Annotated in this window: 21 protein-coding genes and 1 pseudogene; 14 read left to right on the forward strand and 8 right to left on the reverse strand. The window is 62.3% G+C overall.

Going from position 1 to position 21,769, the window contains the following annotated elements:
* Positions 1–449 precede the first annotated feature (449 nt).
* The 3 genes and pseudogenes from CWO91_RS15970 (at position 450) to CWO91_RS15980 (ending at position 4,183) form a co-directional block, all read left to right on the forward strand.
* Positions 450–1,394 (forward strand): NAD(P)-dependent oxidoreductase, encoded by a 945-nt coding sequence (locus CWO91_RS15970; RefSeq protein WP_245471272.1) that lies wholly within the window; start codon positions 450–452, stop codon positions 1,392–1,394.
* 92 nt (positions 1,395–1,486) lie between these two features.
* The gene (locus CWO91_RS15975; protein WP_130214290.1) at positions 1,487–2,968 is read left to right on the forward strand and encodes an aldehyde dehydrogenase family protein; all 1,482 of its coding nucleotides are present in this window, start codon (positions 1,487–1,489) and stop codon (positions 2,966–2,968) included.
* Positions 2,969–3,104: 136 nt separating this feature from the next.
* Positions 3,105–4,183, forward strand: a pseudogene (locus CWO91_RS15980) (isocitrate/isopropylmalate dehydrogenase family protein).
* Positions 4,184–4,190: 7 nt separating this feature from the next.
* Here the strand turns inward: CWO91_RS15980 and CWO91_RS15985 are convergent.
* Positions 4,191–5,087 carry a LysR family transcriptional regulator gene (locus tag CWO91_RS15985; protein ID WP_128934643.1) on the reverse strand — a complete coding sequence of 299 codons (897 nt, stop codon included), beginning with the start codon at positions 5,085–5,087 and terminating at the stop codon, positions 4,191–4,193.
* 1,651 nt (positions 5,088–6,738) lie between these two features.
* Between CWO91_RS15985 and CWO91_RS15995 the strand changes: the two genes are divergently transcribed.
* Positions 6,739–7,815 carry an AI-2E family transporter gene (locus tag CWO91_RS15995; protein WP_165405492.1) on the forward strand — a complete coding sequence of 359 codons (1,077 nt, stop codon included), beginning with the start codon at positions 6,739–6,741 and terminating at the stop codon, positions 7,813–7,815.
* 108 nt (positions 7,816–7,923) lie between these two features.
* The gene (locus CWO91_RS16000; protein WP_130214292.1) at positions 7,924–8,367 is read left to right on the forward strand and encodes a potassium channel family protein; all 444 of its coding nucleotides are present in this window, start codon (positions 7,924–7,926) and stop codon (positions 8,365–8,367) included.
* Between the two features lie 68 nt (positions 8,368–8,435).
* On the opposite strand, the gene CWO91_RS16005 is transcribed toward CWO91_RS16000, so the two are convergent.
* A complete protein-coding gene (locus CWO91_RS16005; protein WP_130214293.1) occupies positions 8,436–9,116 on the reverse strand; it encodes a helix-turn-helix domain-containing protein in 681 nt (226 codons plus the stop codon).
* Between the two features lie 305 nt (positions 9,117–9,421).
* Here CWO91_RS16005 and CWO91_RS16010 point away from each other — a divergent pair, with 305 nt between their 5' ends.
* Entirely contained in the window at positions 9,422–10,045 is a 624-nt protein-coding gene (locus tag CWO91_RS16010) for a response regulator transcription factor (protein ID WP_130214294.1), read from the forward strand.
* Positions 10,046–10,204: 159 nt separating this feature from the next.
* Positions 10,205–10,573: a response regulator transcription factor gene (locus tag CWO91_RS16015; RefSeq protein WP_283810967.1), complete on the forward strand. Its 369-nt coding sequence runs from the start codon at positions 10,205–10,207 to the stop codon at positions 10,571–10,573.
* A gap of 14 nt (positions 10,574–10,587) precedes the next feature.
* Here the strand turns inward: CWO91_RS16015 and CWO91_RS16020 are convergent, their stop codons facing one another.
* From CWO91_RS16020 to CWO91_RS16035, 4 genes are read right to left on the reverse strand one after another with little or no spacing between them, the layout of a single operon-like run.
* Positions 10,588–11,172 carry an invasion associated locus B family protein gene (locus CWO91_RS16020; protein WP_130214296.1) on the reverse strand — a complete coding sequence of 195 codons (585 nt, stop codon included), beginning with the start codon at positions 11,170–11,172 and terminating at the stop codon, positions 10,588–10,590.
* Positions 11,173–11,195: 23 nt separating this feature from the next.
* A complete protein-coding gene (locus tag CWO91_RS16025; protein ID WP_433995561.1) occupies positions 11,196–12,071 on the reverse strand; it encodes an alpha/beta hydrolase family protein in 876 nt (291 codons plus the stop codon).
* Between the two features lie 20 nt (positions 12,072–12,091).
* On the reverse strand, positions 12,092–12,238 hold the full coding sequence (locus tag CWO91_RS16030; RefSeq protein ID WP_130214298.1) for a hypothetical protein: 147 nt from the start codon (positions 12,236–12,238) through the stop codon (positions 12,092–12,094).
* Positions 12,239–12,262: 24 nt separating this feature from the next.
* Entirely contained in the window at positions 12,263–12,433 is a 171-nt protein-coding gene (locus tag CWO91_RS16035) for a hypothetical protein (protein WP_245471274.1), read from the reverse strand.
* Positions 12,434–12,551: 118 nt separating this feature from the next.
* On the opposite strand from CWO91_RS16035, the gene CWO91_RS16040 reads away from it, so the two are divergent.
* The 3 genes from CWO91_RS16040 (at position 12,552) to CWO91_RS16050 (ending at position 15,297) form a co-directional block, all read left to right on the forward strand.
* The gene (locus CWO91_RS16040; protein ID WP_245471275.1) at positions 12,552–12,989 is read left to right on the forward strand and encodes a hypothetical protein; all 438 of its coding nucleotides are present in this window, start codon (positions 12,552–12,554) and stop codon (positions 12,987–12,989) included.
* A complete protein-coding gene (locus CWO91_RS16045; RefSeq protein ID WP_130214299.1) occupies positions 12,986–14,689 on the forward strand; it encodes a SulP family inorganic anion transporter in 1,704 nt (567 codons plus the stop codon). Before CWO91_RS16040 ends, CWO91_RS16045 begins: the two co-directional genes overlap by 4 nt.
* Positions 14,690–14,862: 173 nt before the next feature.
* Positions 14,863–15,297: a hypothetical protein gene (locus CWO91_RS16050; RefSeq protein WP_130214300.1), complete on the forward strand. Its 435-nt coding sequence runs from the start codon at positions 14,863–14,865 to the stop codon at positions 15,295–15,297.
* Between the two features lie 43 nt (positions 15,298–15,340).
* On the opposite strand, the gene ppk2 is transcribed toward CWO91_RS16050, so the two are convergent.
* Together ppk2 and CWO91_RS16060 are read right to left on the reverse strand one after the other, a co-directional pair.
* Positions 15,341–16,141, reverse strand: coding sequence for a polyphosphate kinase 2 (gene ppk2, locus CWO91_RS16055; protein ID WP_130214301.1), 801 nt, complete (start codon positions 16,139–16,141; stop codon positions 15,341–15,343).
* Positions 16,142–16,161: 20 nt separating this feature from the next.
* Positions 16,162–16,614: a hypothetical protein gene (locus CWO91_RS16060; RefSeq protein WP_130214302.1), complete on the reverse strand. Its 453-nt coding sequence runs from the start codon at positions 16,612–16,614 to the stop codon at positions 16,162–16,164.
* A 162-nt stretch (positions 16,615–16,776) separates the two neighbouring features.
* On the opposite strand from CWO91_RS16060, the gene CWO91_RS16065 reads away from it, so the two are divergent.
* The 4 genes from CWO91_RS16065 to CWO91_RS16080 all read left to right on the forward strand — a co-directional run.
* Positions 16,777–17,202, forward strand: a complete 426-nt coding sequence (locus CWO91_RS16065; protein WP_130214309.1) for a hypothetical protein — start codon at positions 16,777–16,779, stop codon at positions 17,200–17,202.
* Positions 17,195–18,427, forward strand: coding sequence for an HlyD family secretion protein (locus tag CWO91_RS16070; protein WP_130214303.1), 1,233 nt, complete (start codon positions 17,195–17,197; stop codon positions 18,425–18,427). Before CWO91_RS16065 ends, CWO91_RS16070 begins: the two co-directional genes overlap by 8 nt.
* 86 nt (positions 18,428–18,513) lie before the next feature.
* On the forward strand, positions 18,514–20,412 hold the full coding sequence (locus CWO91_RS16075) for a sensor histidine kinase (protein ID WP_130214310.1): 1,899 nt from the start codon (positions 18,514–18,516) through the stop codon (positions 20,410–20,412).
* A 188-nt stretch (positions 20,413–20,600) separates the two neighbouring features.
* The coding region (locus CWO91_RS16080) for a DUF3300 domain-containing protein (RefSeq protein ID WP_130214304.1) at positions 20,601–21,769 on the forward strand (1,169 nt) is incomplete at its 3' end.

Consider the following 21,769-nt stretch of genomic DNA (forward strand, 5'->3'; position numbering starts at 1 on the left):
GGCAATGCCGAAGCGGCGCAGTATTTCTGAAGGGGGCGTCAGTTTTTCTCAATCGCGGAAGGCTGGAAGGTGACGCAAGCTCGCGCGGGCCGAAGCGCGCGGCGGCCGCTCCAAGCGAGTGGTCTCTTGCTTCCTTGGTGGTTCGTATCAAAACACCGGTACATCAGAAAAACCAAACAGGGGGTCAGAAAAAGCGCCTTGCAAGAAGCGGGGTAGCGTCGCTCATCTTGCCGCACAAACAACAACCAATTGCAGGCAGGAAACGATGGTCGCGAGCGATCAATCTTGCGCAACAGTGCGGCTCGGTCGCGTCTTCGCATTCAGAGCCGGCGTCAGCGCGGCCTTGCGGAAACGTTGGATCTGACGATGAGCGTTCTGATGCGACGAACGCCCTCGTTCAAGCTGACGCATGTACGCGGCCGTCTACTAGACGGTTTTCCAACACGATCGTGGGCAGGCAGCGCCGTCCAGTCCAACCAGAGATGCGAATGATCAGCGAGGGTATCGCGATGAAGGTGGGAATTATTGGTGTCGGCCTGATGGGGCACGGAATCGCGAAGAACGTTCTGGTGCGGGGCGGCTATCCTCTTGCCTTTCTCGATCATCCGGGCAATCAGCCGGTCGACGATCTCGTCGATCTCGGCGCTACAGCCTGCAAGACTCCGGGCGACGTGGCAGACGTGTCCGATGTCATCATCTTTTGCGTGACCGGCTCCCCGCAGGTCGAAGCAATTCTTACCGGCGATGCCGGCATCTTACCCCGGCTGCGAAGGGGGACCATCATCGTCGATTGCTCGACCGCGCTGCCGGAATCGACGTTGCGGATGGCCGCTGCAGTCCGGGCCGCCGGCGGAAGCTTCCTCGATGCGCCGATGACACGCACGGCCAGGCATGCGGAAGAGGGAACGCTGAACCTTCTGGTCGGCGGCGATGAAGCAGACCTTCAAAGCGTGCGCTCCATCCTCGCCGCTTTCACCGAGAGCGTCGAACGGGTCGGACCCGTGAGCTTCGGCCATCGGCTCAAGCTGCTCCACAACTACGTTTCGATCGGCTTCATGGCGCTTCTCAGCGAAGCAGCCGCGCAGGCGGCCGATGCAGGCGTCGATCCCGCGGTTTTCGTCGATGTTCTCGCCAAAGGCGGCGGCGCCGGCGTGGCGCTGCAGCGGTTGGCGCCGGCCATCGTGGCTGGCGACGTCGAGTCGGTCCCGTTCTTCATCGGCAATGCGTTGAAGGACATCAACTACTACAGGACGATGGCGGGCACATCCGGCGCATGCAGGACGATCGCCGACGGTGTTGCCGGCGCGATGGCAGCGGTGGTCGAGAGCGGGCACGGGCAGGCCTATATCCCGGAACTGGCGCGCTTCCTCCGCAAACAGCAGCCGGCTGCGTAGAACCCATTCCCGAGACGATCGCTGCAAGGTAAGCACGACATCGAACGAGGCGGGGCATCCGACAATCGCCTCTGCGAGACAGGAGTAGACCGATGACAAAAGCTGAGATCCGATTTCCCATCGACGGCCGAACCCGAAAGCTGTTCGTGGACGGCGCGTGGGTGGATGCCCGCTCGGGGAAGGTTTTCGAGACGCGCAACCCCGCGACCGGCGAGGTGATCGGACGCGTGCCGCTGGGAGACGCGGCTGACATCGACCTTGCCGTCACCGCGGCCCGCCGCGCCTTCGAGGGCCCGTGGAGCCGCTTCAAGCCGTTCGAGCGGCAGGCCCTGCTGTTGCGGATCGCCGATCTGTTCGAGAAGCACTGGGAGGAGATCAGCCAGTCCGATACAGCAGACATGGGAATGCCGATCGTCAGAACGCGGGCGAACAAGCTCCGCGTGCTCGGCATGCTCAGATACTACGCCGGCATGGCAACCGCGATCCACGGGCAGACGATCGACAATTCGCTGCCAGGCGACATCGTCTCGTTCACGCGCAAGGAGCCGGTCGGCGTCGTTGGCGCCATCATCCCCTGGAACGCGCCGACGGCTGCGTCGGTCTGGAAGATCGGGCCCGCGCTGGCGACCGGCTGCACCATCGTGCTCAAGCCCTCCGAAGAGGCGCCGCTGACGCCATTGCTGATCGCGGATTTGATGAGCGAGGCAGGGGTGCCGCCGGGCGTGGTCAATGTCGTGACCGGGACCGGGCCGGAGGCCGGCGCGCCGCTGGCCGAGCACTCCGGTGTCGACAAGATCGTCTTCACCGGATCCACCGCAACCGGGCAGGCGATCGTTCGCGCCTCGGCCGGCAACCTCAAGCGGGTGTCGCTCGAACTCGGCGGCAAGTCACCGGTGATCGTCTGCGCGGACGCGGACCTCGACAAGGCCGTCCCGATTGCCGCGATGGCGGCGTTTGCCAATTCGGGCCAGATTTGCATCGCCGGCTCCCGCCTGTTCGTCGAGCGCGCGATCCACGACGAACTGGTCGAGCGGCTCGGGAAATTTGCCGCGGCCCTGAAGATCGGTGATGGCGCCGATCCAACGACGGAGATTGGACCGCTGGTCTCCGAGCGGCAGCTCGACAAGGTCGAAGGCTTCCTGCGGAGCGGGCGCGACGAGGGTGCGAAGGTCGTGACCGGCGGCAACAGGCTGAGGGAAGGTGCCCTCGCAAAGGGCAATTTCGTCGCGCCGACCGTGTTCGCCGGCGTTTCCGACAACATGCAGATCGCCCGTGATGAAATTTTTGGCCCGGTCATTTCCGCGCTGCCGTTCGACACGCTCGATGAGGCCGTGACGCGCGCCAATGCGACGCCATATGGACTTGCAGCGGGTGTTTTCACACGCGATGTGAGCAAGGCCCACGTCATCTCGAGGAGCCTCCGCGCCGGATCGGTATGGGTGAACACCTATCACGCCATCGATCCTGCGTTGCCGTTCGGCGGCTACAAGATGAGCGGGTATGGCCGCGAAGGTGGCACCGAACAGCTCGACGAATACCTGAACACGAAGGGGGTCTGGATCAAGCTGGATTGATCGATGGTCCGGCGCGGCCAATCGTGGCAGGGGCCGCGCAGCCGGACGAGAGCAGCGAGAGGCCATGCCACATCGTGCATGTCCGGCCACGGGCGAAGTGACATCACCACCACAGGATAATTTGTCGAGAAGCATCATGAAGGATACTTACAAGATCGCCGTCGTGCATGGAGACGGTATCGGGCCCGAAGTCGCTCGTGCGGCGGTCGCGGTGCTGCAAGCCGGTGTCCAGGCCGGGACGCTCCATTTTGTGGAATATCCCGCTGGCGCCACGCATTTTCTCGAAACCGGGGATTCGTTTCCGGCCACCTCGTTCGAGGGCTGCCGCACAGCCGATGCCATTCTCCATGGCGCGGCCGGCATTCCCGGTGTGGTTCACCGTGACGGAACCGAAGCCGGACTCGATTTCACACTCTCGCTTCGCTTCAAGCTCGACCTGTTCGCCAACGTGCGGCCGATCAAGCTGTACAAGGGCGTGCCGTCCCCGCTCGGGCGGCCGGGGTCGATCGACTACGTCATCGTCAGGGAGAACAGCGAGGGCCTCTACGCCGCGCGCGCGCTGGCGCGCTGCTCAGGGAGGAAGTCGCAGTCGACACGCTCGTCCAGACCCGGAAGGGCATCGAACGTATCGTCCGGTTCGCATTCGAGCTTGCGAGAACTCGGAATGGTTCACCAAAGGACGGACGGCGCCGCGTGACCTGCTGCGACAAGGCCAATGTGCTCCGCACCTATGCGTTCTTTCGCGCCGTCTTCGACGAGGTCGCCAAAGACTATCCCGATATCGAAGCCGAGCATGTCCTTGTCGACGCGATGACGGTTCATCTGGTCAACAAGCCTTCGCATTTCGACGTCATCGTCACCGAGAACATGTTCGGCGATATCATTTCCGATCTCGGTGCGGCGACGGTCGGCGGCATGGGCATGTCGCCATCGGAGGAGGTTGGGGACGGGATCGGTTTCTTCCAGGCCTCGCATGGCTCGGCGCCCGACATCGCAGGAAAGGGGCTCGCCAATCCCTATGGAACGATCCTGGCGGCGATCCTGATGCTGCGGCGGCTGGATCAGAACTATCGAGACAACCGGCTGCGGCTTGGTGCCGACAGGATCGAGGCCGCGGTCCGCACCGGGCTGGAGGATGCAGCGCTGAGGACTCGTGACATCGGCGGCAGCGCAACGACCGGTCAGGTCGTCGATGCGCTTCTGAAGTTGCTCTAAGCACGGCTCAGCGAAGCTGGGCCAGGCTCGAGCGGATCAATGAAATCAATTGTTCGGTGTTCGGGCGCCTGACAGGGCCGCGCGGGGTGATCAAGCCGATCTGGCGAAGCTTGACGTGGTCGGAGATCGGGACGACACGAAACTGCTGCACGCCGGCCTGCACCAGAGCGACCCGCGGTACGATTGCGATGCCGAGGCCGGACGCTGCCAAGGCCAGCGCCGTCGTGGCGGCCTGGACCTCGAATTGCACATCGAGCCGGACGGCGAGCGTCTCCAGCGTCTCGTCGATCAGCCCTCGGACCGCCGTCGTCTTCGACAGCAGGATGACCGGCTTTTCGACGAGATCGGCGAATCCGATGCTTGATTGGCCCTCGTCGAATACCGGCGGTACACAGGCAAAGAGGGGATCTTCGAGGATCGGCTCGAACTCATAATCCCCCATGTCGGGGACTTCCGGACCAATGCCGAACTCGACATCTTGCCGCTTGAGCAGTTCGAGCATCGGTGTCGTGGAGAGCTCCATGAGCTGGACCTGGCTCCGCGGATAGCGGACCTTGAATGTCGCCAGGATGTTGGGCAGCCATCCGGACGCAAGTGTCGGAACGCAAGCCATTCGAATGTGACGGCTGCGGGATTGCGCTGATTCGGTCAGCAGATCCAACCCGGACTGAACTTCCTGGAGGGCTCGCTTTGCCTGTTCGAACAGGATCCGCCCCTCAGGCGTGAGCAACACCTTCTGCGGTGTCCTGCGAAAGAGCAGGACGCCGATCTGCTCCTCCAGATCGCGAACCTGCATGCTGATGGCAGACGGCGACCGGTTCGATTCCTCCGCAGCCTTTCGGAAGCTTTCGTGCTCGGCCGCGAGCAGGAAAGTATGGAGAAGCTTCAGGTTGATGTTCGGCAAGTCCGAATACCTCGTTCAGCGCTTATGCGCTCCATGCGGAATGAACCCAGCGCTGATTGACATGTATATCTGGCCAAGAAGGCGGCCGTCTTGATCAAAGCAGATATGGTTGCGTTGCAGCATAGTTCGGGGCGTCGGGCCTCGGCCTAGCCACCAGACGGGCGAGGAGCTTGCCGGGAATGAACCAGTTATCTGGGCATGTATCGCCTATGTTATTTCGTCGCCTTCCTTGCCGTCACTGCGACCGTTTTTGGTGCCTTGCTAGGGTTCGATAAGTTTCTCGGCAGTTAGCCGAAGGCCGCTCGTTCTTCAGCATGATAATTCAGCTTCTAGGCCCGAAGCAGGCTAAATGGAGCACGTCTGCTCTGCCCAGTCAGGTCAGACGCCGACCTGATCTGCTATCGCGAGCGCGTTGTTAAATTCAATTCCGAGGTACCGGACGGTGCTCTCGATTTCGGTGTGCCCCAAAGCCGCTGCACGGCTCGCAAAGGCCATTCTTTCGCCCCTTCAGAACCTACGTCGGCTTTCGGACAATCGGCCCGTACTTGGGCCCAATTCGATCAGCGAAAAGGCGCAATAGACCGAAGCGGACCGTCAGAACCGAACTGCTATTGTCAATCGCACGGCGCGCGGTTCGGCGGGAAGAATATGGCGATCGGCGAAGCCGCCGATCGGCTCGCCCGGTAGGCGCGACAGGTAGCAGCAAGCCGACCGTGCGGCGGCTCTCTATGGTGCGCGTCTTGGCCTCGACATGAGGTTCGACTCCACGCGGCCCGACTGGGGGCTCAGGCTGATGTTCTTCCGTTGCGGAGATCTCGTTCCGGAAATCGTGCAGGACCTTCGCGACAGCGTACGGAACGACGACGATCGGCTGCACGGATTCAGTTGGCGGACACGGGACGCGCAAACGACCCATGCACGTCCGTCCCGCGAAGGCTCCGATGTCTCCGATATCCGGCCGGGGCGCCGGCCCGCACACTCGCGTTTTTACGGTCCGTAGCCGTACCGCGGGCATTCGCACCTTGTTTCTCGAAGCTCCGCGGGCCGCTTCGGCCTAGATTTTGAAGGGCGGGTGGCGAAGCCCAGGAGTTTGCATCGCAGGTCGCCAGACTATGCGTTTGCGTGGGAGGGTGCACTTTGAAGAAGATCGGCTTGATCGTTGGCGCCTTGGCCAGCACTGCGCTGCTTTCAACCGAATCTGGCCAGGCCAAATACGGGCCCGGGACATCGGCTACAGAAATCCGGATCGGCAACACTGTGCCCTATAGCGGCCCGCGTCAGCCGTCGGCGCGATCGGCAAGGCCCTCGAGGGCCACTTCGTGATGGTCAATGAAAGTGGCGGCGTGAACGGTCGTGCACGGGAAGATCAATCCTGCGCCGTCCAACGTCAGTCAGTTGAAATAGGAAGAGCAGTGTGACGCCAAGTGATTGAGGCTAGAACAGCGTAATTTTCACCGGTGGTGGTGCATCGCGCCATCTGCGCAGACGTGCCGATCTCTTCAAGCAACCGAACGCCCAGCTTGATCTGGATCAAGCCTCCGAAGCGGGCCGCACCTGTAGTTATTCAGCAGCGTGCCGACCGTCGATCAGGAGGCAACGAGTCTTGAAGACGCTTCGCCAGCTTGTGTCCGCGGAGGACATTGTCCAGCTCGTGATTCGGCTCGGCTTGCTCGGGCTGCTGATCTCGTGGACCTTCCTCGTTATCCGACCGTTCGTGCCGATCTTGAGCTGGAGCGGAGTGTTGGCTGTGGCGTTTCATCCAATCTTCGCCTGGCTCGCCCGACGCCTCGGCAACCGCCCGCGAACCGCCTCAGCCGTTCTGACCCTGATCACGCTAGGCATCGTCATCGGTCCCGCCGCCTGGCTGGGCCTGAGTGCTGTTGACGGGCTCCGGGACCTTGCGGGCCAGATCGGCAGCGGGGATCTCGTGCTTCAGGCGGCGCCAGAGCAGATCAAGAATTGGCCCTTGATCGGTCCACAGCTTTACGCGTTCTGGAATGAAGCCTACACGAACATCCGTGCTGCGTTGCGTGAGGTGGCGCCATATCTGAAACCGCTCGCCGGGATGATGTTGTCGTTTGCGGGCGACACCGGCATCGGAATGCTCCAATTCCTGCTGTCAGTGGTCGTCGCCGGCTTCCTGCTTCCGTACGGGGCGCAGCTTGTTGCCGCGCTCCGCGGCTTCCTGTTGCGCATCGTGCCCGACCAAAGCGAGCATTTCCTGGAGCTCGCCGGTGCCACCATACGCGCGGTCTCACAGGGCGTCATCGGTGTTGCCATCGTGCAGGCCCTGCTGGCGGGCATCGGTTTCAAGCTCGCTGGCATCCCAAGCGCGGGGCTGCTCGCCGTCATCGTGCTCTTGCTATCAATCGTTCAGATCGGCGCGGCTATCGTTCTTCTTCCCGTGGTCGTCTGGATATGGATGGACAAGGACGTGACCGTAGCCCTGCTCTTGACGGTCTATCTCGTCGCCGTCGGTTTTCTCGACAACGTCCTGAAGCCGCTTCTCATGGGTCGAGGCCTGACGACGCCGACGCTCGTGATCCTGATCGGGGTCATCGGTGGTACGCTCGCGCATGGGATCATCGGCCTATTCATCGGGCCGATCATCCTGTCGGTTGCTTGGGAGTTGGCGGCTGCATGGATCGGGATCGACCGTGCTGGGCCGATGCGGGTGGACCAGGCTGCCGTTGCCGCAACGGAAACCGTCGACGCACCGTTGACCTAGATCAATCGTCACCTTGGCCGATTGGCGCGAGCATGGTCACCATGGATACGATCCTCGTCGTCGATCATAACGAATTGTGTCTGCCGAATTGAGGTCGGGTTCGACGCTATGATGCTACAATTCTTGGTCGGCATCCTGGTCAGTGTGATCAATATCGGGCTCCACGCGCTGGTGACGGTGGTCGCGGTCGCCATCGCCCGCAGTGCAGGCCTGCGTCATACCAATCGGCCGAGGTTGCATCTCATGGGCGTCATGATCGCGGCCGCCGTCGTGTTGAAGATCGCCCACATGCTCGAAATCCTGATGTGGGCCGCGACCTACAATGTCGTCCAGGCCGCTGCCGCCGACAAGGACCTGCTCTACTTTGCTTTCGTCAACTACACCACGCTCGGCTACGGCGACATCACTCCGGTGCGCGAATGGCAGCTGATCGGCCCGTTGACCGCCATGAATGGCGTTCTTCTGTTCGGCTGGTCCGCCGCCATTCTGTTCGAAGTCTTGCGCAAGACACTCGAACATCTCGGGCTGACGGAAGCGCCCGGCGCAAGTTGACCACGGATCTAATGCCTCGCGTGGGTCCCCATCTTGACGGTTAAGGATGTAACCGAAAGTTCGCCCGTTCAAGGCTGCAGATCGAGACTGGCGAGCCGGTGCCGGTCGAGCAGCACGATTTGGCGTTGAGTGTTGCCGACGAAGCCGAGAACGCCAAGCTCATGGAGCCGCGACAGAGCGCGCGAGACGGTCTCCAGCGTCAGGCCGAGATAGTCGGCGATATCGCGCCGCGACATCGGAAGCGCCATGACGCCGGCCGCTGTCAGGCGCTTGTCCATTTCGAGCAGGAACGCCGCGACTCGCTCCAGGGAGGTCTTGCGGCCGAGAAGCAGCATGTGGTCTTCCGCGTGCTGGAGGTTATCTGTTGTCATGCTGAGGAGGTTTCTGGTTACCATGACATCGCTCTCGGCCACGGTTTCGAGACTTTGCCGTCTGATCAGGCGTACCGTGGTGTCGATGATGGCTTCCGTCGTGAACCGGTGCTCGCTGCCATTCTCGAGCCCGAAGATGTCGCCAACGAGGTGAAATGCGCCGATCTGCCTGCGGCCATCCGATAGCAGCTTGTAACTTCGTACCGCGCCGGACTTGACCTGGTAGACATACTCGGCCGGCTCTTTCTCGCCGTAGATCTCGGATCCCTTTCGGTAGGAGAATTCGCTTAAATTGACCAGCGCATTTGAATGAGCTGTCATGCCGAGGTCGCGGAGGGTATTGGGGCGTAGGGAATCCGTTGTGATGCGAACGAACATGGGCCAACTCCTCAGCTTGTCGCCGAATTGGTCGGTCGGATGAAATATTTTCAGCCGGAAATGCGCCGCGCTACCCCACTCCCGCCGCAGTTGATTTTCGACCAAGGTGGTAGTTCAATCCATTGTCCCAAGGTTCATTGTACCAAAGGACAGCACTGGCGATTGCTGCGCGGGATGAGAAGCTTGCCGCGGTGGAGATGCGACATACTGCGAAGCAGATATTCCGGCCTCCAAACGTGAAGATGACTTTGAAGAATGAGAGGGACGCCGAGCCGTCCTCATTAAATTGAGCGAGAGGTAAAAAGGTGCCAGGCCTCGTTCACGTTGTTGACGACGACGAGTCCTTTCGAACCGCGATCGAGCGCAGGCTGAAGCTCGCGGGATATGAGGTCGCGACCTATGCCTCAGCAGTGGAGCTCCTGGACTCGGCGCCAGATGACGAGCAGGTGGGCTGTATCCTGCTCGACGTACGGATCCCGGGACTGAGCGGTCCCGACCTGCAGGCCCGGTTGATCGCGTCTGGTTCGATGCTGCCGATCGTCTTCCTGACCGGTCATGCCGACACGCCAACCACCGTACGCGCGATCAAGGCGGGTGCGGAAGACTTTCTGACCAAACCGATATCCTCCGAGCAGTTGCTCGATGCGATCGAGCGCGCGTTGGCCAGTCAGCAAACGGCGCGCGCTCAGCGCAGCAGGCTTGATGCTTTTCGTGGTCATCTGGCCACGCTGACGCAGCGCGAGCGACAGGTGTTTGATCTCATCGTGCGCGGCCGGATCAACAAGCAGATCGCGCATGAACTCGGAACCACCGAACGCACAGTGAAAGCGCACCGTCACCAGGTGATGGAGAAGATGCAGGTTCATTCGCTGGCGGAACTCGTTTCGATCGCAGAGCGGCTCGGAACACTCGATCCGAACGAGCATTAGCCGCATCGTCACAGCGGTCTGTGACTGCCCCAAAGGACAATGCTGAGGCGTGTTGACAGTGCACGGCGAGCCGTATGCAATAGTGCACAGATGCCCGCTCGTAAACGCGGCGCAATCGTATCCAGTATCCCACCGCCGTTTCCCGGAAAGGCAATCGCCTTGCCCCTACGCGAGTCCGTTTTCGTCGTCGATGATGATCCGTCCATGCGTGCCAGCATGGACAGACTTCTGCGCCGACACGGTTTCGACACTACGCTGTTCGACACCGCGGGTGCCTTGCTCGATCATGGCAAGTTCTACACCGCGATTTGCATCATCCTTGACATCAATCTTGGCGCAAAGTCCGGCATCGACGTGCGGCGAAGACTGGCTGAGAATGGCGTCATCGTGCCGGTGATCTATGTAACCGGTAATGATTGCCCCGCGAACCGTACCGCGGCGATCGCGTCGGGCTGCATTGCCTACTTGATCAAGCCCTTTGGGGCGCAGTCGTTGATCGAATCTGTCGAGCGCGCCCGCACTTCGTAGCTCCACTCTGGCTGTCATTCGTCGATATATTGCTCGAGCGTCCTGGCTGGTGCCCCCTTGTGGGCGGAGGCGAATTGCGCCAACGGAATCGAGGTCGTCACGGCAAGAAGATTCGAATCGACGAGTTCGAGCAGAAGCGCCTTGCCGGTTTGCATCTCTTTGATGACTTTTGGTGCCGCTACGTCGGCCGCGACGCACAGATTGGTGAGACACCAAGTATACGGCACGCGGAAGGCCTCGCCGTGGTCGACGCTCAATTTCGGTGACTGTTGCAGGTACATGCCGACAGGTACAAAAAGTTGCAGGCGGGCCGTGGGAGCGTCCTCCCGCTCGATCAGATCGAGGCGCACGGCCGTCTGTCCGGTCGCGAATTGGCCGGTGATGGAGGTTCGGCACAGGGTTGGGGCACCGCCGGCCTTGAAGCAGAGTTTCTGCCAGGCGCCATAGCTGATGTCCTTGGCTTCGCGCTGGCCGCGCGTTGCGACCTCGGCGGGCTTGTCGGCTTTCGCGGCCTCCGGCGCGGCGACGGTTGCGCTTGTGGCGGTCCCGACGACTGCAACCATCAAGAGACCGGAAAGACAATCAAGAGGGCGGGGCATAGTCGCGTCTCTGAAGTTTGCGCTCACTTCTGCGCATCCAGGAACTTCGTCACCAGCGGCGACCAGAGCGGGATCGCGTCCGGCGAGCCGATGAAGAAATGGCCTTCCTTGCCGAACGGCGGCATCAGATGATATTCGGCGCGGCCGCCGGCGGCGGTGAAGGCGGCATGCATGCGCTTGGACAGATCGGGTCCGAAGAACGTGTCGTTCTCGATGTAGATCCACAGCATCGGCACGCGCGAGGTGCGGCCGAAATCCGCGGTCGCTTCGACGAGTTTGTCCGGCGCGCAATTGTTGTTGGGCTTGCCGCCGACCCGGCCGCCGCGGCCTGCGGCGAAGGTGATGATCGCCTTCACCTGCGGCGGGTTCACGCTCGACAATGCGATCGAAGCCGAGCCGCCGGCGGATTGACCGACCACGATCACGTCCTTCGGGATGATCCGCTTCTCGGCGGCCAGGTAGTCGATGATCCAGAGATCGACCTGCGCGACCGCGAGGCCCGCATCGTGGAAATTGGGATTGGTGCACTTGCCGACCTTGGAGAAGAACGGGCCAAACAGCGCGCGTTCGGGAATGTCGATCGCCTGCGCGCCATAACCGCTGCCGACCGGCGCCACCACGAGATAGCCGCGCCTGGCGAACCATTTGGCGGCATCGCGGAACTCCACCAGCGGAAAGAAGCTGCGGTCGGTCGGGTTGAGCGCGACGCCATGGTTCATGATCACCAGCGGGAAGGGGCCGTCGCCGACCGGGTGCACCAGATAGGCGAACATCGGCAGCGGCAGCGGGAGTGCCCAGACTTCTTCCTGGATGCGGACCTCGTCCTCGGCGCGCACGGGCGGTGCGACGACGAGAAGGACGAGGAGGGTGATCGCAAGAGCGTGGAGCAATGCAGGCATGCGACGCATCGCGACCTCCCTCATCCCGAAAACGCTGCGGCCACCACGATCGGACCGAGCACCGTCAGCACGACGTTGCCGACCGCGTAGGGCACGGCGACGCCGAGCACAGGCGTCTGACTCTCGGCGACGTCGCAGGCGCCGGTGACGGCGGCATCGACCGTCATGGCGCCGGGCCAGCGCGCCGCAGGTCACGACCGGTAGCCAATCGTGAAGACGAAGAGGCTGAACAGGATCGCCTGCAGGACCGGCGGAAACGTGAAGCTGCCGAGTTGTCCGATCAAGACGGCGACGATCAGGATGCAGGCCGTGGTGCCGATCGAGAAACTGCGAACCTTGATGTGGCCGAGGATGGTGCCCATCGCAATCGCCAGCAGCAGGAATATCTCCGGTGCGGTGATGATGATTCACCTGACGGTTTCCATGGTCGCATTCCCCCGGCGCTTTGGTGCGATTTGATTGGCGGTGCGGGGACATTGCTTGATCCAGATCAAGCCTCGGCAGAGACGAGGCAATGCCTATGGACCTCATGAAAAGTTTGCGACAGCCCGTATTGCCGACATGAGCACCCTGGACGTCGTAGCCGGAGCGATTCGCCGCGATGAAACGGTCGAGATCGTATTGCTGCTCGCTCTGGCCGGAACGCTCGGCATTTCCGTGATTGCGGCAATGCAAGCCGCGATGTTCGTCAAGGTCGAGGGCGAGAACATCTTCGCCGTCGTATCAGGCGGCGCGCCGCTGGGGACGTTGCGCCGCTGGGGCATCTTCTTCGCGTTATGTGCGGTATTCGGCTTTGGTGCCGCCGCCGGTGCTTTTGCGACCAAGAGCATCCCCGATCTCGCGCTGGACCTGCCGGTGGTCGCGTTGTTGATTATGCTGCCGCGCTGCGAAGCGTCTCGTTCGGAGGAGGGTCGATGAACACACGGACCGATCCGACCTGGATGCGATTCTTTCCACCGGCTGAGTGGCTTGCAGCGTATCGACGCGAATGGCTGCCGTCCGACGCGATCGCCGGCATCACGCTCGCCGCTTACGCTATCCCGGTCTCGCTCGCCTACGCCGCGCTCGCCGGCTTGCCGCCGCAGGTCGGCGTCTACGGCTACATGCTCGGCGGCATCGGCTACGCCTTGTTGGGGTCATCGCAGCAGCTTGCGATCGGCCCGACCTCGGCGATCTCGCTGATGATCGCCGGCACCGTCGGCGCGCTGGCCGGCGGCGATGCACTGCGTTATGCCCAGATCGCGAGCCTTGCAGCCTTTGCGGTGGCCGTGTTGTGCTTCATCGCCTGGCTGTTCAAGCTCAGCGTGCTAGTCCGCCTCGTCAGCGACAGCATTCTGGTCGGCTTCAAGGCCGGTGCCGGGCTCACCATCATCATGAGCCAGTTGCCGAGCCTGCTCGGCGTTGCCGGTGGCGGCCACAACTTCTTTGATCGCGCCATCACGCTGGTCGGGCAGCTCGGCGGCATCGATCCGCTTGTGCTCGCCATCGGCGCCGTCGCTCTCTTGTTGCTCCTGCTTGGCGAGCGGCTTTTGCCGGGCAAGCCCGTCGGCATCACCATCGTTGCGGTTGCGATCATTCTGGCAACACTCCTGGGTTTCCCGGCTCGCGGTGTGCCCGTCACCGGGAAAATACCGGAAGGGCTGCCGGCGCTGGGGATCCCGACATTCGGCCTGCTGGAATTCGACGATCTGTTTCCGCTCGCGGCGGGTTGCGTGCTGCTGGCCTATATCGAAGGCGTATCGGCGGCCCGCAGCTTTGCTGCCAAGCACGGCTACCCGCTCGACGTCCGTCAGGAGTTCCTGGGATTGGGCGCGGCAAACCTCGCCGCTGCCTTAGGCCATGGCTATCCCGTCGCCGGCGGCCTGTCGCAATCGGCCGTCAACGACAGTGCCGGCGCGCGGACACCGCTGGCGCTGGTGATCTGCTCGGTGGCGCTCGGGCTGTGCCTGTTGTTCTTCACGGGGCTGCTGACCAACCTGCCCAAGGCGGTGCTCGCGGCGATCGTCTTCGCCGCCGTCTACAGGCTGGTCGATGTTCGTGCACTGCTACGAATGTGGCAGGTCAGTCGGATCGATTTCTACGCCGCGACGATTGCCCTGATCTCCGTGCTGCTGCTCGGCATCCTCCAGGGCATTCTGCTGGCATCGATCGCGTCGATCTTCCTGCTGCTGGCGCGGGCCTCGCAGCCAAACGTCGCATTCCTCGGCCGCTTGCCCGGCAGCGGGCGTTATTCGGATAGTGCGAGGCATGAGGGCGTCGAGCCGCTGGTTGGAATCATCGCCTTCCGACCCGAAGCGTCGCTGCTCTACATCAATGCCGAGACGATCCTGGAAACCGTCCTGATCGCCCTCCGGGAGTCGCCGGCCGTCCGGCTGGTGGTCTGCGACTTGTCGGCGTCGCCCTATATCGATCTGGCAGGCGCCCGCATGCTGCACGATCTCCATGACGAACTTGCGTCACGCGGGGTGACATTCTGCATCGTCGGCGCTCATGCGCAGCTCCGCGACCTCCTGCGCGCCGAAGGACTCGCAGCCAAGACCGACAGCGGCCAGTGGCTGCGGTCGCTCGATAGCCTGCTGAGCGATGATCAGGCGAGCACCGCGCAACGAACGGCCTGACGCCTTCCTGTTGCGCGGCGAATGGCATGGCATTGCCTGTCACAATGCACGCGACCGTTGACTTGGATCAATGGAGCGACCGGCGCCGCACTCACGATCCTGCATCACCTTTGCCCCTTCGGCTACTTCGCGATGATCCTGGCGCAATGACCACAAGAGAGGAAAGAAACGTCATGAGGAAAGTTACTATCGGCGCCGTCCTGATTGCATCGATCACAGCCGCTACCGGTGTCAGCACGCCGTCGCGTGCTGACACCGGCCAGGTTGCCGTCGTGTTCACCAAGGGCGGATTTATCGTCGGTGTCGGGGGCGGCGAAGGTGTCCTGCTATACCGGGGCAAGAAATATCCCTTCACTGTGTCCGGCATGAGCGTCGGCTTGACGGTCGGAGCGTCGACCACGAAGTTCGTCGGCCGCGCGCTCAATCTGAAGGGGCCGGCGTCCATCGAAGGCTCTTATGCCGTGGGGGGAGCGGGTGGGGCAGTCGCCGCAGGCGCTGGTGCCGTTCAGTTGCAGAACAGAAATGGCGTGATCCTGCAGCTCAGCGGCCCGCGGGTCGGCGCGGAAGTATCGGCTGCCGTCGGCGGCGTCACAATCCGCTTGAAGTGATCCGAACATGCAACGGGCTGCGCCACCGTAGCCCCTTCGCGTTTCAATATGGCTCGGCGACGAAATTCATTCCCTTTAGGCTGGCTTGGTCGTTGTAGCGTCCCTGCTCGGAGCGCTTCGGCAGCTTGATCTTGTCCTTCTTGATGCGCTTGTAGGGGATCGCGCCGAGGAGATGCGCGATGCAGTTCAGCCGTGCCTTTCGCTTGTCATCGGAGCGGATGATGTACCACGGCGCTTCCTTCGTGCTGGTCTGCTTGAGCATCAGATCGCGAGCTCGCGAATAGTCGTACCAGCGCCGGTAGGATTCTAAGTCCATCGGGCTCAGCTTCCATTGCCGGACAGGGTCGTCGATGCGCGCATGGAAGCGACGTTCCTGCTCGTCCATGCCCACTTCGAGCCAGATCTTGATCAGGATGATGCCGCCATCGATGACGTATTTCTCCATCTGTGGGCACAGCGTGAGGAAGCGCTCGTGCTCGGCGCGGGTACAGAAGCCCATGACGTATTCGACGCCGGCGCGGTTGTACCAGCTTCGGTCGAAGATCACGATCTCGCCGCCGGCCGGAAATCTCTCCATGTAGCGCTGGAAGAAGAGTTGCGACTTCTCGCGGTCGGACGGCGCGGGCAGGGCGACGACGCGGAACACGCGCGGGCTGACCTTCTCGGTGATGGCCTTGATCGTGCCGCCCTTGCCGGCGGCGTCCCGGCCTTCGAACAGGACGATGACCCGCAGCTTGTTCTCCCGCACATAATCCTGGAGGTGACAGAGCTCGACCTGGAGTTTTGCGAGCTCCTTCTCGTAGTCTTTCCGCTTCATCCGCTCCGCAGGCGCGTCCTTGGCCATGCCGATCCTTCCTGTGCTCGTCAATCGTCCCAGGAAATGGTCACGCCGATGTCGCCGGGCACACCGCCGGGGAACTCGATGATCTGATAGGAGATGCGATAGCCGCGCGGTTTCAGATAATCAGTCCAGAGCTGGAAGATCTCTTTGGGGATGCCGGTTAGGGTGTTCTCCCAGCCTTTTTCCATCTGATTGATAGCGCGGCCTTTGTCGGTGCAGAGGGAGTTGGGAAAACGATACACCAGCACTTCCGTCAGGCCGTTTCGCACTGCACGCTGGATGATGGTCGAGGCGAGCTTGATCTTCTCCTCCTCGGTCTTGCCGGAAGGTTTGCTCAAGCGCTCGATCAGCGCGCGCTTCTCGGCCTCGGCAGCGGCTGCGAGGCGGACATATTCCTCGGCCTTCTCAGCCTCCTTGAGGGCGGCTTCCTTTCGAATCTGGGCGGCGTTGGGGATGAGATCGTCGAGGCCGGGCATGGCTGCGGCTCCTGATGGTTATCCAATCAGCATCCGGGGAACGCTAAGTCCGGCGGAGGGCGTTCCCTTGATTCAAATCAAGCAAACCGGAAGCCTGTCTGAACACAGTGGCACAAATGCGCATTTGACCGGGAGAGACGTTTGAGCGACCAGCTTCATCCGATGGCCCCGCACCATCTGCCATTCTATCTCGCGCCGGGCAGCGGGACCGATACGCTGATGGTGGTGATGGGCATATTTCTGATCGGGACTGTGCTCTGGGTCGGCACGCTCTATTGGAAGCTGCACAGCCTGCCCGAGCGGATGGCGCACAAATCGCAAAAATTGCAGTTCGAGCTCGTTGCGGTGCTCGGCCTGATCTCGCTGTTCACGCATATGCATATCTTCTGGATCGCGGGACTCCTGCTGGCGCTGATCGATCTCCCCGATTTCGGCACACCGCTGCGCAGCATTGCCGGGTCGGTCGAGAAGATTGCAGAGGCGACGCCGGCCGGCAGTGGCGAGGAAATCCCGACAGACGCTGCGGCTGCGCCGCCCCCAGCAGGAAAGCTGGGACCCGCCAAGGAGAAGGAGCCCGGCCATGCTTGAGCTGCTGATCTGCTCCCTCGTCACCATCCTGCCGGACTACCTCTACCGTCGCTACGCCCAGGGCAAGCGCTTTGGCAAGGAGATCACCTTCTTCTCGGTCTGGTACGAACTGCGCTGGGGCATCACCGCCTGCCTGATGCTGACGGTGTCGCTGATCACGATGATCTTCTATTTCCATCCGTCCACGTCGTCGGCGACGCTCTACTTCCGTACCGTGCCGATCCTGCCCGAGGGCTCAGGCCGTGTGGCTGAGGTCAAGGTCGGCTTCACTGCGCCGGTGAAGAAGGGCGATGTGCTGTTCACGCTGGACGCCTCGAAGCAGCAGGCCGCCTACGAGACGGCGAAGCGAAAGGTCGCGGAAGTCGACGCCGCCATGCAGACGGCGCAGGCCGACGTGGTCAAGGCCGAGGCGCAGATCGGGGAGGCGAAGGCCAACTATCAGCAGGCCAAGGACGAGCTCGAGGTCAAGAGCGAACTCCAGCGCCGCAATCCCGGCATCGTCCCGCAGCGTGATATCGACAAGCTCCAGGTCCTGGTCGACCAGCGCCAGTCCGGCATCGATGCCGCGACGGCCGCGAAGCAATCCGCATCGTTGCAGGTCTCCATCCTGCTGCCGGCACAGAAGGCCAGTGCGGAGGCCGCGCTCGACCAGGCCCAGGTCGATCTCGACAAGACCCTCGTGCGAGCCGGCGTCGACGGGCGCGTCGAGCAGTTCCTGGTTCGTCCCGGCGACGTTGTTAATCAGCTGATGCGCCCCGCAGGCGTTCTCGTTCCGGAAGGTGCGGGCCGCAAGGCCCTTCAGGCCGGTTTCGGCCAGATCGAGGCGCAGGTGATGAAGGAAGGTATGGTGGCGGAAGCGACGTGCATCTCGAAGCCATGGGTGATCATCCCGATGGTGATCACGACGGTGCAGGATTACATCGCTGCCGGGCAGTTCCGATCCGGCGAGCAGCTGATCGATCCACAGAACGCCGTGCGTCCCGGCACCATCCTGGTGTTTCTAGAGCCGCTTTACAAAGGCGGCCTGGATGGTGTCACACCCGGCAGCAGCTGCATCGTCAATGCCTACACCAGCAATCACGAGGAAATTTCGGCCAAGGACACTCCGACCAGCCGGAAGATCGCGCTGCACGTCGTGGACGGCGTCGGCCTCGTACACGCGGTGCTGCTGCGTATCCAGGCGCTGTTGCTGCCGATCCAGACGCTCGTGCTGAGTGGTCATTGAGGGGCTTTGATCGCGTCGTCGGGCCTGTCCGCGCACCGCGATTCCCGCTAGAATTGCCCGGAAAGCAGCCGCCGGAAGCTGCAGGAATGGAGCTGAACGGGCGCATGTCCAGTGTTTCGGTCAGGTCGCCAACCGCGGCCGCACTGTTATGCCTAGGCCTGCTCGTTGCCGAGTGCCTGTCGGCCGGGCGAGCCGGTGCAGTCGATCGAAGCCTGCGCGGCGAGCTCAAGCGCGTGCTGGTGTTGCATTCCTTCGGCCGCGAGTTTCGGCCGTGGAGTGAGTATGCGCGTGACATCAAGGCCGAACTGGAGCGGCAATCGCCCTGGCCGCTCGATATCCAGGAGCACGCGCTGCTCACCGCGCGCTTCAACAATCCTGGTCCCGAGGCGCCTTTCGTCGAGTATCTGCACTCGCTGTACCAGGGGGCGATGCCCGACATCGTGTTGAGCATCGGCGCGCCTGCCGCCCGGTTTGCGCAGAGATACCGCGCCAGACTGTTCCCCCATACGCCGATGATTCTCTCTGCGGTCGAGCATCGACTGATCAATCGCGCCGATCTCGGCGACAACGATGTCGTCGTGGCGATCCGGAACGATTTCGTGGCGGCATTCGACAACATCCTTCAGGTTCTGCCGGACACCAAGTCGGTTGCGGTCGTCATCGGTGCCTCGCCGCTCGAGAAGTTTTGGGTAGAGGAGGTAAAGCGGGAGCTGAAATCTTTCGGCGAGCGGGTAGAGCTCGTATGGTATTCGGATTTGTCATTCGAGGAAATACTGAAACGCGCATCAAAACTCCCGCCGCATACTGTGCTGTTTTGGGGCCTGATGTCGGTCGATGCGGCTGGGGTCGTCCACGAGAGCGACATCGCCTTGCGCAGCCTGCACGCAGTCGCGAATGCTCCGATCTTCTCCTACCAGGAGCCGTTCTTCGGTAACAGCACGGTCGGTGGGCCGATGCATTTGATTGCGGACACGAGTGCGAGAACCGTCACCGCCGCGCTCGGCGTTCTCGGCGGCGCGAAACCGGTGAGCATCCATTATGAGCCGATCGGCTTCGCTGCGCCGAGATATGATTGGCGGGAATTGCGGCGCTGGGGCATCAGCGAGAGTCGTTTGCCTCCCGGCAGCGAGATCCTGTTTCGCGAGCCGAACATCTGGGTGCGCTATCGCTGGCAGATGTTGATGATCGCGGCGGTATTCCTGGTGCAGGCAGGTCTCATCAGCGGGTTGCTGCACGAGCGTCGCCGCCGCCGCGTCGCCGAAGTGGAATCACGCCAGCGGCTTACAGAGCTGGCCCACGTCAATCGCTATTCGACTGTCGGCGAGCTCACGACCTCGATCGCCCACGAATTGAACCAGCCGCTCGGCTCTATCCTAACTAATGCCGAGACAGCGGAGCTCATGCTCAAGGCCAGTTCGCCGGACATCAACGAGATTCGTCAGATTCTTGCCGACATCAGGCGTGACGATCAACGCGCAAGCGAGGTGATCCGCAGGCTGCGCAGCGTTCTGAAAAAGACACCGTTTGAGGTCAAGGACATCGAGCTCAACGATACGGTCCGCGAAGCGATCGGCCTTGTGAATGCCGTCGCCGACGGACGCCGGATCACGCTGATCTATATGCCTGTGCTTGCCGATCTGCACGTCAAGGGAGATCCGGTCCAGCTTCAGCAGGTCGTTCTCAACCTGATAATTAACGCGATGGATGCGATCTTCGATGCGGACACCGGAAAACGCGAGGTCAGCGTCTCAACCCTCCGTGCCGGCAACCAGGCCGAGATCAGGATCACCGATACGGGACCCGGAATAGCCGCCTCCGATCTCGCAAACGTCTTCGATCCGTTCTTCACGACCAAGCCGCAAGGCATGGGCATGGGACTCGCGATCGCCAGAACCATCATCGAGGCCCACCACGGCGCAATTGTCGCGGCGAACCAGCTCGCCGGAGGAGCCTTGTTCACGATCCGGCTTCCGATCGCCCGCTGACAGGCGGTATCTTGATGATCATGCCTCTGGATCGGCGGGGGAAAGTCGTCCTGGCCTGAAATCTGGGGCGAATGATCGTGCGTCCTCGTGCTGCAGCAGCCGCGACGAACTCGTTTCGTTGATCTCGATCAACAAACGCCTGCGCTCCGGCTTGATCTTCCCACATTGGAAGTCTGAGGGAGGATGTGATGTTTCGCTGCGGCAAGACCCTGATGGCGCTTGCGCTCCTAATGGCGACTTCGGTCGCTGCAACGGCGCAGACCACAACCACACCTGCAGCCCCAAATCCGCAGGCGCAACCAGCGAGCCCGCCCGCGCCGTCGGCCGAGCTCTTGAAGCCCGAGCAACTTGAAGCCTTGGTTGCGCCAATTGCGCTCTATCCCGATGAGCTCCTTGCCAATGTCCTGGCCGCCTCGACCTATCCGCTGGAAGTGGTGCAGGCCGACCGCTGGCTGAAGGAGCGCAAGCAGCTCAAGGGTGATGCGCTCAAGACGGAGGTGGACAAGCAGGGCTGGGACGACAGCGTCAAGGCGCTGGCCAGTACCGCCGATGTGCTGACCATGATGAGCGACCAGCTCGACTGGACCAAGAAGCTCGGCGACGCCTTTCTTGCCCAGCAACCCGATGTGATGGACGCGATCCAGCGTCTGCGCACCAAGGCCTACGACAACAAGAAGCTGGTCACGACCAAGCAGCAGAAGGTCAGCGTCCAGTCCCAGGAAGGCAAGCAGGTTGTCGTGATCCAGCAGGCCGATCCTTCAGCGATGTACGTGCCGTATTACGATCCGGCGACGGTCTACGGCACCTGGCCCTATGCGGAGTATCCGCCGTACTATTGGGGCTATCCGTCCTATATCGGCGCCGGCATGGTTGCGGCCGGAATCGCCTTCGGCACCGCTTGGGCGATCGGACGCTGGGGCAATTACTGGGGTGGCGGCTGCAACTGGGGCAACCGCAATGTCTACGTCAACCATCGCACCACCAACATCGGCAACGGTTGGCAGCACAATCCGGCGCATCGGCAGGGTGTTCGCTACAACAACACCAACGTCCAGCAGCGCTTCGGCAACAACAATCTGAAGGCCGGCGTGTCGGACCGGATGGATTTCCGCGGTCGTGACGGCAATCAGGTGCTGCGACCGGATCAAGGTGCGGGAGATCGAGCGGGCGACCGTGCCGGTGATCGTGGGGGTCCGGGTGATCGCGCAGGTGACCGTGCGGGCAACCGCGGCGATCGGCCCGGCGGTGGCGATCGCGCGGGGGCCGCGGATCGTGCCAAGGGCGGTGGCGACCGGGCCAAGGGCGCAAGCAAAGGCGGCGGAGATCGCGCCAAGGCCGCCAATCGAGCCGGCGGCGG

The organism is Bradyrhizobium genosp. SA-3, assembly GCF_004212635.1.
In the GTDB taxonomy this organism is placed as follows: domain Bacteria; phylum Pseudomonadota; class Alphaproteobacteria; order Rhizobiales; family Xanthobacteraceae; genus Bradyrhizobium.

What these genes read in the sequence shown, in the direction of transcription:
- CWO91_RS15975 (WP_130214290.1), top strand. Translation starts at nt 1,487, where the DNA reads ATGACAAAAGCTGAGATCCGATTTCCCATCGACGGCCGAACCCGAAAG.
- CWO91_RS16000 (WP_130214292.1), top strand. Translation starts at nt 7,924, where the DNA reads ATGATGCTACAATTCTTGGTCGGCATCCTGGTCAGTGTGATCAATATC.
- CWO91_RS16005 (WP_130214293.1), bottom strand. Translation starts at nt 9,116, where the DNA reads ATGTTCGTTCGCATCACAACGGATTCCCTACGCCCCAATACCCTCCGC.
- CWO91_RS16020 (WP_130214296.1), bottom strand. Translation starts at nt 11,172, where the DNA reads ATGCCCCGCCCTCTTGATTGTCTTTCCGGTCTCTTGATGGTTGCAGTC.
- CWO91_RS16025 (WP_433995561.1), bottom strand. Translation starts at nt 12,071, where the DNA reads ATGCCTGCATTGCTCCACGCTCTTGCGATCACCCTCCTCGTCCTTCTC.
- CWO91_RS16030 (WP_130214298.1), bottom strand. Translation starts at nt 12,238, where the DNA reads ATGACGGTCGATGCCGCCGTCACCGGCGCCTGCGACGTCGCCGAGAGT.
- CWO91_RS16035 (WP_245471274.1), bottom strand. Translation starts at nt 12,433, where the DNA reads ATGGGCACCATCCTCGGCCACATCAAGGTTCGCAGTTTCTCGATCGGC.
- CWO91_RS16045 (WP_130214299.1), top strand. Translation starts at nt 12,986, where the DNA reads ATGAACACACGGACCGATCCGACCTGGATGCGATTCTTTCCACCGGCT.
- CWO91_RS16050 (WP_130214300.1), top strand. Translation starts at nt 14,863, where the DNA reads ATGAGGAAAGTTACTATCGGCGCCGTCCTGATTGCATCGATCACAGCC.
- ppk2 (WP_130214301.1), bottom strand. Translation starts at nt 16,141, where the DNA reads ATGGCCAAGGACGCGCCTGCGGAGCGGATGAAGCGGAAAGACTACGAG.
- CWO91_RS16060 (WP_130214302.1), bottom strand. Translation starts at nt 16,614, where the DNA reads ATGCCCGGCCTCGACGATCTCATCCCCAACGCCGCCCAGATTCGAAAG.
- CWO91_RS16065 (WP_130214309.1), top strand. Translation starts at nt 16,777, where the DNA reads ATGGCCCCGCACCATCTGCCATTCTATCTCGCGCCGGGCAGCGGGACC.
- CWO91_RS16070 (WP_130214303.1), top strand. Translation starts at nt 17,195, where the DNA reads ATGCTTGAGCTGCTGATCTGCTCCCTCGTCACCATCCTGCCGGACTAC.
- CWO91_RS16075 (WP_130214310.1), top strand. Translation starts at nt 18,514, where the DNA reads ATGGAGCTGAACGGGCGCATGTCCAGTGTTTCGGTCAGGTCGCCAACC.